This window comes from Cohnella pontilimi (assembly GCF_005049045.1).
GTDB classification, from domain to species: Bacteria; Bacillota; Bacilli; order Paenibacillales; family Paenibacillaceae; genus Cohnella; species Cohnella pontilimi.
This window is the reverse complement of sequence record NZ_SUPK01000016.1, coordinates 1,378-12,566: the sequence shown is the minus strand read 5'-3', so window position 1 is coordinate 12,566 and position 11,189 is coordinate 1,378. Positions and strand designations below refer to the sequence as shown.

The window sequence follows — 11,189 nt, the reverse complement described above, 5'->3', positions numbered from 1 at the left end:
AGAACCTGGGCTTCACGGTAACATTGGCCTCACCGGAAGCTTCCTGACCTCCCCTTCTTCACACAGAAGACGCAGCTTTTTTAAAATCACTTGAGCTGCGCCTACTTTCGTGCTGTCTTTTTTTGGTTCTCTACTATGAGTTATTTTCAGGGTAGTTGAACAGGCTCCCGATTATCGGAAGCGTATTCGATTTTCTCACCAAGTAATTGGTGAATCAATAACTCGATACCATAACCATAAGAAGACAATTGGAATACAGCATGCAATCAACACAGTGATAACAATCACCTTGTTTTTATTGTGTTTCTTCATGTGCATCCTCCACAAGTTGTGTCATGTCGTCATCACTTTTCGTCTATTATCCTTACAAAATCCGCAGTACTGATCGCGTCTGTCGGCAAAAAAGCATACTTATAATCTTCTAACAAAATCGTCACATTCTCCCGAACATCGCCCGATTTGATTTGCAGAGAAGACGAAACTTCTTCCCGATTTCTAAACATGATCGTTTGCTCCCACCGGTCATGATGGGAAACGGGTAAATTCCTCTCCTCCAAAGCGTTGACTTCGAACACCACCATTTGATCAGAACCAAAGTTTCTATCCTCCGGCAAATATTTAACCGTTCCGGTGAGGGTAATACTTCCACTGAATTCCACTAAAACGGTGTCAAGATCGTAATCCGGAGTCCCTTGAAAAGCTTGAATCTCAACCACTTTCAAGCCTTGGATTAGGTCTCCTGGCTTTACTGTTAATGGATTAAGGACGTTTTCACCCTCTAATGGCAACCCCATTTTTAATAAAATTTCTTCTTTTGTTTGCATTCTGCTTGTTTCTTCAGCATCGGAGCGTTGGGGCTCGTTTGATATGTTTGGGATGGTATTATTTTCGTCATGAGTCGGTTGGGATGAGGAACATCCCAGAATTATGACCATAGTTATGACCATAATTATCACTACTGTTGTTATTTGAAGAATAGTTTTTATAAAAATCCCCCCTAAAAAAGTTAATAATTAGACGCTTATTTTATTTACATAGTTTCGTTAAACTGCCCGTTCGTATTATGAGGTCAGCCAGTTTTTACTGGTTGACCTCTTTTGTCTCCAAGGGGTTTAGTACGGGTAGCCGGGGTAGAACGTCTCTGCCCGTGGGGCCTTGACCCCGTGCGCTAAACTGTTCACCCCCTACTTGTAGAAACATGTTTGAGGCTGGTTGAGACATCGATCTCGAATAACAAGCGAAGCTATGACACTGCAAGATGGATTAGGGGCTACCGGCAAATACATGAACGAAGGTGATACGATCGAATGAATCCAGTAATTGGCCTGGATATCGCAAAAGGAGAAAGTCAGGGTCAGGCTTTCTTGGACAAAGGCCGTCCTTACGGAAAAAGCTTTACTGTTCATCATACTCAGGAAGGATTGGAAGCCTTCCATTCGTTCTTAAAGCTCATTGAGGAGGAAAGCAAGCAGCAACCGATGGTGATCTTGGAATCAACGGGACACTACCACCTTCCCGTCACTCGGTTCCTAGAAGATCATAACTTTCTGTTTGTTGTGGTGAATCCAATCCTGTCATATCAGGCGAAGAAGTCCTCGAGCCTGCGTAAGGTTAAGACCGACGCAGTGGACGCCTACGCCCTCTGTGAACTGTTTTACAAAGAGGACTTTCAGCATCATAAGATTCGAGGTATTCAGTTGCTAAACCTGCGAAACTTAACGAGGCAGCATGATGCGGTCACAGGTCTGTATATTCAAATAAAGCTACAGTTTCAAGCCGTGTTGGATCAGGTGTTTCCTGAGTACAAGGGTGTCTTCGGGGATCTTCATTCTGCGGTGTCGCTCAGGACCTTGTTGGAGTATCCGACTTCTGATGCCGTTCTGAAAGCCGGTAAAGCGAAAATTTCGGAGAAGATTGCATCGTTATGTATGCGCCGCTCTGAAAGCTGGGCAATGGATAAGGCCGATTCCTTACTGGCTGCCGCTGAGCGAAATCCCTTTCGTAAGGCGCCGTTCCAAAGCCATCTGATCAGCCTTGAGATGTACGTCAGCATGTTGCTTCATTACCGAGAGCATCTAACCGCCCTAGAAAAGCAAATCGATGCCCTCGCTAATGAAATAGAGGAATATAAGATTATCCAATCGATCCCCGGTATCGGAGAAAAGATCGCTGCAACGATCATCTCGGAAGTCGGTGAAATCGATCGGTTTAATCACCCAAAAAAGCTGGTAGCCTTTGCTGGCGTGGACCCGAGTGTCCATATGTCCGGTAAGTTTACAGCCACGATAAACCGGATTACGAAACGAGGTTCAAGCAGGCTAAGGCACACCTTGTTTTTGGCTGTACTCTGCAGCTTACGTCGCTCAGGCAGCAAAAAACTCAAGGCATACTATGATAAGAAGATATCTGAAGGCAAGCCCCATAAAGTTGCGATGATCGCCTGCGTGAACAAACTGCTTCATTGGATTTTTGCCCTGCTTAGACGCAAGGAATCTTTCCTCGATATGGCCTGATGAACCACTGCATGAAAAACCTTCCAATCCCACATTGGAGGGTTGTTTGGCATGCGCAAATTTAGTATAGCATCATCTTTTTAAACTTTAATTCAGAAAATCTTGACAAGATATTAGCTGGTTTAGCGGAACAGGCTTGCCGTCGCATGTCGGCAAGCCTGTTTTCGTTTAAAGTATCGTACCCGTTAGCTCAATGATCTAGCCTTGGTATATGGTACGGTTCACCGCGCTGTCTGTAACGGCAAGTTTAAAGGCCATCCTTTACGGATGACCCTATGACTTTTCGTTCTTACTTTTCAATTTAAATTCGGGCGGTTTAGAACTGCGTCCAGCAGGAAAGCCCTTAATCTACGTGAATGATGCTCGAACCCGCTCAGTATAGAAGCGTGGATATGCGGATGCTTTCAATCTTGGCGTCCTTTATGTGAAAGTTCATGAAATCCACATAGTTGACCGGCTCATATCGGAAAACATCCTCTTCTTCGGGCGCTCCATTACCGATCAGATACCCCTCCGGGTACGCTTCCTTCAGCTTTTCGACACTGTCGCCAACTTTGATGTTCCGGACCGTGGCGAATTTGGAACTCGTAATTTCGATGCTGAAGATAAAGAACTTCTTATCCTCGGACGCATTGATCGTCTTGATTACGAGTCCCGGAAAGTTGTACTGATTCTCCGTAAATCCGATCAAGGGGTCCATGTTCGTCCCATCGTTTGCAGAATAGGTGTGTGATTTCTTCTCTTCCGCCTTGCCCAACATGCCTTCCAGCTTGTCATCGTCGACAATGTCCGAAAGGGCGATGTTATGGTCCATGTAGACGAAAGAGAGCTCTTTGAGGATAACATTATCGTCCTTTTTAATCGTGCCTTCCTTGATCACTTCGGAATCGGAACTGCTGGCTGGCGTACTCGCCGTTGATGTCGGCGCCGGCGAATCATCTTGTTTTCCCTGACATGCCGCCAGGACCGTCATCACGACGAACGCTAGCAGTATTACAACTGCTGATTTTCGAATATCTTTCATCCTAAATTCCCTCCAAAAATTCATTTTATACATCGTATGAGGTCATTATAGGGGAAGCATTTATTAGAGTCATAACAGCCTTGTAACCGTCTTGTAACTTCCGAATAAGGGCAGCACGATGGAAACCGTGGTCCCCGAACCCTTCTCGCTTTCGACAACCAGAGAGCCGTTGCACTTCTCGACGATTTCCTTGCATATGGAAAGTCCCAGCCCGGAGCCCTTGGCAGAGTTGGCATTCCTCGCTCTGTAAAATCTCTCCTGGACCCGGGGAATCTCGTCCTCGTTGATTCCAATCCCCTGATCGCGGATTTGAATGACCGCTTCCTTCTGGCGGACAGAGGTTTCAATCCGGACCCGCGTGCCGGCATCCGAGTATTTGATGGCGTTGTCGATCAGATTGGCGATGGCATGCGACATCAAGAGCGGATTCACCTCTACAAAAGCTGCCTTTCCCGGCTTCACTTCCAGCGTGATTCCTTTGTCCTCCGCTTTTAGCCGCATCTCAGCCGCCACGCGATGGGCCAGCTCCGATAGATCGGTCCTTTCCGTGTCGATCTCTTCCGGACCGGCCTTGTCGAATCGGGACAGCAGCAGCAGTTCGTCGATGAGCCGGGTCAGACGGTCCGATTCCTGGACCAGATGGGAATAGATCTTTTGCAGCTCCGGGTCCTTCTTTTCCTCCTCATGCAAATATTGAGAAAACCCCCGGATGGCGGCGAGCGGCGTTTTCAGCTCATGGGAAACATTGGAAACGAACTGTTTCTGGTACTGGATATAGTGGTTCAGTTGGATTCCCATCCGGTTCAGTCCGTCCGCAAGCATTCCCAGCTCATCCTTTCGATTCATGGTGACCGGCTGGAACTGCTGGTTGGAGAATTTTTCTGTCGCGCCGAGTAGATAAATAATCGGTTTCGTCGTATTGCGGGCTATGAACAGGCTGGAGAATGTGATTAGAACCAGAAATCCCCCTGCGCCGACAAACAGGATCGAACGGATCTGATCCAGAATGGCGTAGAAATAGGAAATGTCTTCCACAAACTCGAACACATAGCTGTTTTGATAATACATATCTTGAATAGGCACGGCGAAATACAGCAATTTCGAATCGGTGACTTTGTAGGAATAATTACCTTGCAGAGCATTCTCGATATTATCCTTGAAAATCAACGGGTGCCCGTCCTTGACGATGATTCCATTCACCGCCAGCCCAACCAGCTTCTGATTGCGATCATAGATCCGCACTTCCTTGCCGGTCGCTTTCAACGTTTCCAGGGCGCTTCTCGGTACATTCGTGACTTGCCCTTCGGCTTTTGACCGTTCATGATTGGCCAGGACCTCTCGGAAGGACAGTTCGCTCAAGTCCGCCTTCTCCATCATTTGCTTTTCTATGGTTATGAAGCTAAAGTAGTCGATCGCTTTATTTACGGAAATAATGATGATGGCAAATGACAGAACCGAGAAGAATAAATAATACAACATTAATCGAACGGCATATTTCAGTCGGAGTCACCTCCAAGCTGATAGCCGAACCCATACACGGTCTTCACATAGTTGGGACTTTCCGCGTCATCCTCCAGCTTCTTTCTAAGCCGCATGATGGTCATATCCACGCTGCGGCTTTCCCCCAAGTAATCGTACCCCCACACGATCTCCAGAAGCTCGTCTCGGGTAAACACTTTTCCGGGCCTTCTCAGCAGGGTTTCCATAATCTTGAATTCCTTGGCTGTGAGAGAAACCGACGTTCCGTTCTTCAGGACGGTTTTTGCTTCCAGATCAAACGCCAATTCTCCATGATGCATCTGGTTGCCGCCGCTCTGTAGGTTCGGATCGGGGTACTCATACCTTCGGAGCACCACTTTGATCCGGGCCATGAGCTCCCGGTTATCGAAGGGCTTGGTCACATAATCTTCCGCCCCAAGCTCGAGTCCCAGCACTTTATCTATAATTTCATTCTTCGCCGATACCATTATGACAGGGACCACCTGTCTTTTAATGATCTCCTTGCAGAGGTCATACCCGGAATAGTCCGGCAGCATCAAGTCCAGCAACACCAGATCCGGCTTGAAGGAGTCCAGCTCCTTGAGTCCCACGACGCCGTTTGCCGCTGTCTGAACCCGGAAGTTCTCCCTCCTGAGCACAAGCTCCAACAAGTCCCGGATAGCCTCTTCATCGTCGATCACGAGAATCTTCTTCACATGATCCCTCCTCCCGGGTATTCCTTCATCGCTGGACTGCCATTTTTTTGAACCCAAGCCAAGCAAACTGCAAGTCAGATTCGAGGGGAGTCGCTTGAATGAAACTGCGAAACCCTTGCCCGGCAAGGTTTCCGCCCGATTGACACCAAGAAAACTTGCCGTTACTTATGATACGGTTCTCCGTAACGGGTCGGGGTCTATCGGCGAAATAAATGGCGGCCCTGCGGCCGCCGAAAGTGATCCTAAATAATGAAGCAAGTGAGTCCCGCGAACAAGTCGCGGTCGATCAGTTTGCTCAAATTGGGTCTGTCAATAATTTCGTGTAAACTCCTTTATAGAGAATCTCCCCCGAAGTGGAGATCGGCTCTCAAGGCAAATGCTGGCCGATCCGATCCGGATAGAAAACGGATAGTTGGAGGCATTCTGCGCATCCTGAGCAAGATCTGTGTGCTCCCCAACCTTTCTGCTATTCTCATTTTAACAGGTTTGAGAGTTTACACTTTTTATTTTACAGACTCACCGCTTAATATAAAACTCCAACTTTTGGGGGTCACTTCACTTGCCAAATTGAACAACCACTTTTTTCCTCAACTTCCAAATGAATAAATAAACACCAGTGGATTTCAGTAATCCTTATAACGAGTAATAAATCCATCTTTTGTTTCTACTACACTAATATATGTTTGGTTGTATGGGTTACCTGTTTCACGTTGCTTACCAACAGAATTAAGCTCTGCGATAACTAGTTCAGGATCTACCGGTATATGGAAAATAAGATCTGTAAACTCTACTTCAAAGTTTTTAGGGAAACTTTTCATATAATCATAAATATCCGCTTTCCCTTCCATCATATCTGGATACCCTTTCGGAGCGTATGGAAATTCTAATACCCCGTCTTCTGCCCACAGATTGATCCATGCTTTATCAGATAGATGTTTTAGATGTTTACGAAATACCCCTTGTGCTCTTTCGCGTATTTCTTCCTTCCATTATTATCTTCCTCTCTTTTTATTAGACAGATTGTCAAGCTAAGTGCGACAGTTCGTCCATGAATTCTTCGTAAGCAGATTTCCAGCCTGTTCCGACACCGTAGCGAGATCATGTCCTTTAGGAAAGAACTCGCGTAGCAGCCCGTTAGCATTCTCATTGGAACCGCGCTGCCAAGATGAATAGGGATCTGCAAAATAAACCTTGATGTCGTGGATGTTTTCCAGCGCATTATAACAAGCAAACTCCTTGCCTCGATCTGTCGTACCGGTTTAAAGGCACCTTGCGGGTATTGGCTGGCTGCTACACCAAAAGCGACTTCCATGGAGTGTGCTGTGCGATCCGGCATTTTGATAGCGAGATAGGCCTTGTTTTACGCTCGATAAGCGTAGCTGCACAAGCCTTGCTCTGTCCACGGCTGGACACAACGGTATCCAGCTCCCAGTGACCGAAAGTCGTCCGTTTGCGTATTTCTTTGGGACGCTGATGAATGGCTGTGCCAACAAGGAAACGCCCTCGTGTTTCCATAGGCTTGCGTCGCTTCCCTTTGTGGCGTAGCACTTCCGTCTCGGATACCGCTAGCTTGCCGTCATAGAGCCACCGATAGATCGTCTTGAAGCAAACGAACGACAGTCTTTCACATCGTCTCTTTTCTGCGATCTGTTCGGGCGACCAAGTCTGCTCCAGGCGCTCCTGCAGATCCTTAGCCAGCTCTGGCGTGAACTTACCTGTTGGAACGCAGGACACTCGTCTTTGTCGGTACGATCCTTGTGCAGCCTTGGCTTCATAGCACGCCTTTACTCGGCCTCGCTTGAGTTCTCGGGCAATGGAGGAGTGATGACGACCAAGATGCTGGCCAATGGCTCTCGTCGACCACCCAAGCCGATGTAACGTCTCTAGTTGTCCTCGTTCGATTATGCTAAGATGGGAGTAGCTCATTTTTGGGTTCTCCTGTAGAAGAAACACATCCTGCAAATTGATTACCTTCGTTTGATTGAATACATCCGGCAAAGCAATGCAATCAAATCCGTCGCAGTATGAAAATCAGGCAGAGAGCTTATATAGACTCCTCTGCCTGAGTTGATACATGGGCTTATTAGGAATTGCTTAAATGACAGCTCATCCCTTCTGATTCAAGGTCAGACTTGAGCCATACCGCCATCTACGAACAATTCGACGCCGTTCACATAGCTGCTTTCCTCCGAGGCCAGAAACATCACCGCGCTGGCAATCTCCTCCGTCTTGCCCACGCGACTTAACGGAACGACATTCTTCGCCGATTCAAGAACTTGATTTAGCGCTTCGCCAAACAGATCATTATAAGCTGGCGTGTGGACCGTGCCAGGGCTCACTACATTAAGTCGTATCCCTGTGCCTTTCAAATCCATTATCCAACTCCTCGCCATCTGACGGAGAGCCGCCTTGGTACCTCCGTAGACACTAAACGCTGCTTCGCCGATCGTACCCGCCGTCGAGCCGGTTATGATGATGTTTCCTGTCATATTTGGAAACAGCGGCAAAGCCTTTTGGATGGTGAACAAGGTACCCTTTACGTTCACGTTGAAGGTTGTGTCGTATTGCTCTTCCGTAATCTGACCCAAGGGCAGAAAGCTGCCAAGTCCAGCGTTTGCGAATAGAATATCCAGATGTCCTTTCTCCTGCTTTACCGTATCAAACAGTTTATCCAAGTCCTTCAAATTAGAAATGTCACCTTGAACGCCGGTAACCCGGTCACCGATCAATTTAACTGCCGCGTCCAGCTCGCTTTGTCTACGGCCGGTAATGAATACGTAGGCTCCTTCCGAAACGAATCGTTGTGCCGTCGTAAGTCCGATTCCGCTTGTTCCTCCGGTGACAACTGCTACCTTACCTTCAAATTTTCCCATATCTAAAGCCTCCCATAAAATTAATGCATCCTACTTGACCTTAAAGGTTAAAGATTCAACGTCATCACACATTCGTTATATGACTTCCCCATTCGCCCTTCGGTTGCAACCAACTGACGCTTCTATCCATAATTAAATCGCCTAGTGTTCCTTCGTAATTCTTGCGGTATGGTTTATTAAATTCTTCCGCAAGCCAGCTATCTCTCGTGCCTTGCCATGTTTCATAAATGATCAAGTCATCCGGCTGATCCAGATCGTCCGAAACAATGGCGCTAATGAATGCCTTCTCGGATGACATCTCCTCAATAAGGGAAGATAGCTCCTTGCGGAATTCTTCTTTTTTCCCTGGTTTAGCTTTGAATCGAATATTCAGTTGAACTTGTGGATTGGACATGTTGACTCCTCCTATAAGTTCATATATGCAGTGATTCCGTTACGGCATTTATCATAACGCTAGATGAATAATTCGACAGTAATTTAGATTACGTCGAAAAGCATACAGTCGAAGGAAAATTCATACAGGTCATGAAATCAAGCCAGTTCTTCCATCGCTTTTTCGATATGAATCATGACCATTCTACGACTGGTCACAAGAATACCTTCATTGGATAGTTCCTGTAGGGTAAGCGATACCGCTTCTCTTGTGGCGCCGATCATATTGGCCAATTCTTGATGAGTCAGGGGAAAATCGATTTTTTGGTATCCATTTTCTTCTATGCCGAACTTTTTAGATAGTCGGTTGAGAAAGTAAAGCACTTTACCACGTAGATCCCTAAAAACCAATTTTTCCACTTAGGGGCTTTTTAGACAGCCCCTTCATTATTTATGAATTCACCATAGAACTTGCAAGTTCTTCAATTACTTTTGCTGTTTTTACTACATCTTCCGCAACTAATAAGTGCGTGCAGTTTTCAAACGGAATCACTTCAGAATTCGGAATCTGTTCCTTCATGTATTCCGCTGTTTCTTTTGAGTAAAGTGTACTCTTTTCTCCATACACAATTTGTGTTGGTACAGTGATTTGTGGTAACACGTCACGATAATCGCCAACTGCCATCGCATGCCACATTGCCGCTAATACATGAGGGGTATTGCCGTTGACTACTAAATTGAGCTGCTCTTCCATCATTTCACCAGTCAAGTATGGGACGATCACTTTAAAGAAAGGCTTTGCGAATTCCATCAAGCTATCATTGATCACTGTCAAATCATTCAATGAGTCTTCCCGCGTATATTTACCGTGATAAAGACCTAAATTCCAATCCTCTTCATTGACTAATTTTGGTGTCATGTCGAACAACGATACGGCCTTCAATCTGGATACACCGAAGTTTTTTACATACTCGAATGTCGTAGAAACCCCCATCGAGTGTCCAACTAATGTGACATTCATCAAGTTAAGATGCTCCATTAGTTCTTCCAAATCGGAAGCGAATCTCTTCAATGTCAAACCATGCTCCGGGCGATCAGAAGCGCCATGTCCTCTCAAATCAAAAGACACTACATTGAACTTTTTGCTCAATTCTTCAAATGGTTGATCGAATGCTGTATGATCCGATGACCAGCCATGGACGAGCACAATCGGTTGTCCTTCTCCTTTTTGCTGATAATACAATTTGACGCCGTCACTTGTTTCGAAAAATGCCATGATGCTTTCCTCCTTCTAGTAGGTCTCAACATAAAGTTGTTGTTAAATTGTTTATAAAAACACTTTATTGCATAACTTTTTCTACCATAAATAAAGTTTACTCCTGCATTATCTGAATAAGGTTGCCGCATGTATCGTCGAAGACAGCTATTGTGACTTCGCCCATTTGTACAGCTGTAGATGCTATTTCTCATTTATAAAAATTAATATGCATTCGTTATATGACTTCCCCATTCGCCCTTCGGTTGCAACCAGCTGACGCTTCTATCCACAATTAAATCGCCTAGTGTTCCTTCGTAATTCTTGCGGTATGGTTTATTAAATTCTTCCGCAAGCCAGCTATCTCTCGTGCCTTGCCATGTTTCATAAATGATCAAGTCATCCGGCTGATCCAGATCGTCCGAAACAATGGCGCTAATGAATGCCTTCTCGGATGACATCTCCTCAATAAGGGAAGATAGCTCCTTGCGGAATTCTTCTTTCTTCCCTGGTTTAGCTTTGAATCGAATATTCAGTTGAACTTGTGGATTGGACATGTTGACTCCTCCTATAAGTTTCATATATGCAGTGATTCCGTTTCGGCATTTATCATAACGCTAGATGAATAATTCGACAGTAATTTAGATTACGTCGAAAAGCATACAGTCGAAGGAAAATTCATACAGGTCATGAAATCAAGCCAGTTCTTTCATCGCTTTTCCGATATGAATCATGACCATTCTACGGCTGGTCACGAGAATACCTTCATTGGATAGTTCTTGTAGGGTAAGCGATACCGCTTCTCTTGTGGCACCGATCATATTGGCCAATTCTTGATGAGTCAGGGGAAAATCGATTTTTTGGTATCCATTTTCTTCTATGCCGAACTTTTTAGATAGTCGGTTGAGAAAGTAAAGCACTTTACCACGTAGATCCCTAAAAACCAATTTTTCCACC

Annotated in this window: 12 protein-coding genes and 2 pseudogenes; 1 reads left to right on the top strand and 13 read right to left on the bottom strand. The window is 45.7% G+C overall.

The genetic code is table 11. From position 1 onward, the window contains the following. Positions 1–344: 344 nt before the first annotated feature. A complete protein-coding gene (locus E5161_RS20515; protein WP_136779745.1) occupies positions 345–824 on the bottom strand; it encodes a hypothetical protein in 480 nt (159 codons plus the stop codon). A 483-nt stretch (positions 825–1,307) separates the two neighbouring features. Between E5161_RS20515 and E5161_RS20510 the strand changes: the two genes are divergently transcribed. Beyond that, a complete protein-coding gene (locus E5161_RS20510; RefSeq protein ID WP_136779744.1) occupies positions 1,308–2,513 on the top strand; it encodes an IS110 family RNA-guided transposase in 1,206 nt (401 codons plus the stop codon). A gap of 373 nt (positions 2,514–2,886) precedes the next feature. Here E5161_RS20510 and E5161_RS20505 read toward each other — a convergent pair whose 3' ends face one another. The 12 genes and pseudogenes from E5161_RS20505 to E5161_RS20450 form a co-directional block, all read right to left on the bottom strand. Further along, positions 2,887–3,537: a hypothetical protein gene (locus E5161_RS20505; RefSeq protein WP_136779743.1), complete on the bottom strand. Its 651-nt coding sequence runs from the start codon at positions 3,535–3,537 to the stop codon at positions 2,887–2,889. Positions 3,538–3,606: 69 nt separating this feature from the next. Beyond that, positions 3,607–4,896 carry a sensor histidine kinase gene (locus tag E5161_RS20500; protein WP_246042492.1) on the bottom strand — a complete coding sequence of 430 codons (1,290 nt, stop codon included), beginning with the start codon at positions 4,894–4,896 and terminating at the stop codon, positions 3,607–3,609. A gap of 137 nt (positions 4,897–5,033) precedes the next feature. Beyond that, positions 5,034–5,732 carry a response regulator transcription factor gene (locus E5161_RS20495; protein ID WP_136779741.1) on the bottom strand — a complete coding sequence of 233 codons (699 nt, stop codon included), beginning with the start codon at positions 5,730–5,732 and terminating at the stop codon, positions 5,034–5,036. 623 nt (positions 5,733–6,355) lie between these two features. After that, on the bottom strand, positions 6,356–6,646 hold the full coding sequence (locus E5161_RS20490; protein ID WP_281279897.1) for a nuclear transport factor 2 family protein: 291 nt from the start codon (positions 6,644–6,646) through the stop codon (positions 6,356–6,358). Positions 6,647–6,755: 109 nt separating this feature from the next. After that, positions 6,756–7,658: pseudogene (locus tag E5161_RS20485) on the bottom strand (IS30 family transposase). A gap of 200 nt (positions 7,659–7,858) precedes the next feature. Continuing rightward, the gene (locus E5161_RS20480; RefSeq protein WP_136779739.1) at positions 7,859–8,605 is read right to left on the bottom strand and encodes an SDR family NAD(P)-dependent oxidoreductase; all 747 of its coding nucleotides are present in this window, start codon (positions 8,603–8,605) and stop codon (positions 7,859–7,861) included. A 64-nt stretch (positions 8,606–8,669) separates the two neighbouring features. After that, entirely contained in the window at positions 8,670–8,999 is a 330-nt protein-coding gene (locus E5161_RS20475) for a putative quinol monooxygenase (protein WP_136779738.1), read from the bottom strand. A 137-nt stretch (positions 9,000–9,136) separates the two neighbouring features. Continuing rightward, positions 9,137–9,397, bottom strand: coding sequence for a Crp/Fnr family transcriptional regulator (locus E5161_RS20470; protein WP_246042490.1), 261 nt, complete (start codon positions 9,395–9,397; stop codon positions 9,137–9,139). A 31-nt stretch (positions 9,398–9,428) separates the two neighbouring features. Next, positions 9,429–10,253: an alpha/beta fold hydrolase gene (locus E5161_RS20465; RefSeq protein WP_115450015.1), complete on the bottom strand. Its 825-nt coding sequence runs from the start codon at positions 10,251–10,253 to the stop codon at positions 9,429–9,431. 97 nt (positions 10,254–10,350) lie between these two features. After that, positions 10,351–10,422 (bottom strand): annotated as a pseudogene (locus E5161_RS20460) (VOC family protein); the annotation flags it as partial. Positions 10,423–10,456: 34 nt separating this feature from the next. Further along, entirely contained in the window at positions 10,457–10,789 is a 333-nt protein-coding gene (locus E5161_RS20455) for a putative quinol monooxygenase (RefSeq protein ID WP_136779737.1), read from the bottom strand. A gap of 138 nt (positions 10,790–10,927) precedes the next feature. After that, the coding region (locus tag E5161_RS20450; RefSeq protein ID WP_136779736.1) for a Crp/Fnr family transcriptional regulator at positions 10,928–11,189 on the bottom strand (262 nt) is incomplete at its 5' end.

What these genes read in the sequence shown, in the direction of transcription:
- E5161_RS20455 (WP_136779737.1), bottom strand. Translation starts at nt 10,789, where the DNA reads ATGTCCAATCCACAAGTTCAACTGAATATTCGATTCAAAGCTAAACCA.
- E5161_RS20510 (WP_136779744.1), top strand. Translation starts at nt 1,308, where the DNA reads ATGAATCCAGTAATTGGCCTGGATATCGCAAAAGGAGAAAGTCAGGGT.
- E5161_RS20505 (WP_136779743.1), bottom strand. Translation starts at nt 3,537, where the DNA reads ATGAAAGATATTCGAAAATCAGCAGTTGTAATACTGCTAGCGTTCGTC.
- E5161_RS20515 (WP_136779745.1), bottom strand. Translation starts at nt 824, where the DNA reads ATGCAAACAAAAGAAGAAATTTTATTAAAAATGGGGTTGCCATTAGAG.
- E5161_RS20475 (WP_136779738.1), bottom strand. Translation starts at nt 8,999, where the DNA reads ATGTCCAATCCACAAGTTCAACTGAATATTCGATTCAAAGCTAAACCA.
- E5161_RS20480 (WP_136779739.1), bottom strand. Translation starts at nt 8,605, where the DNA reads ATGGGAAAATTTGAAGGTAAGGTAGCAGTTGTCACCGGAGGAACAAGC.
- E5161_RS20465 (WP_115450015.1), bottom strand. Translation starts at nt 10,253, where the DNA reads ATGGCATTTTTCGAAACAAGTGACGGCGTCAAATTGTATTATCAGCAA.